Here is a 565-nt window from a genome sequence, read left to right as displayed (position 1 = left end):
TAATTGAGCTTTTTGTAAATCTTGAGCTTGAGTCGAAAGATTATGAACGTGTTGTCCCGCCAGAAAAAACAACAAAATGATTGGCAGTAAGACAAGGCCAAACAGTTTGTGTTTTACCGACAGGTTATTCCACGAAAAAATTCCGACCACAGCGCATTTCCATATCCAAAGGGTTGATATGAAAAGTGTAGTTTATCTATTTAGGTTGTTAGCGCTATGAGAGCAATCGGGTTTAAAAGGGGATAAAAATGTGACGTGTTTTGCAGAAAGCTTCTCATAACGCCAAGCAAGAAGCAGAGCGTTATGAGCTTTTCATGCCAGTTTTTAACCTACGATGGAAGAGGCATTGTGCTTCATCGCTTGGCAGGTATTTTCAAGTTCTAGGAGCTGCGCCGCTGGAACAGGCTTGCCTAAGAAAAAGCCTTGTGCCACATCGCAATTTAGACGCTCGATCAGCGCCAGTTGTGTTTGGGTTTCTATACCTTCTGCCACAACTTTCATTCCGAGGTTGTGAGCCATTGAAATGATGGCACGTACCAGAGAGTCATCTTTGTTGTCTTGCTGG

The 565-nt window shown here is 43.0% G+C and carries 1 protein-coding gene; it reads right to left on the bottom strand.

Going from position 1 to position 565, the window contains the following annotated elements:
- Positions 1–324: 324 nt before the first annotated feature.
- A partial coding sequence (locus R8N49_RS29350) for an EAL domain-containing protein (RefSeq protein WP_318190723.1) occupies positions 325–565 on the bottom strand: 241 nt, incomplete at its 5' end.

The sequence above is a fragment of the Vibrio sp. 1978 genome (assembly GCF_033344345.1).
Note: the sequence above shows the minus strand (reverse complement) of the source record. Positions and strands in the feature narration are given on the sequence as shown.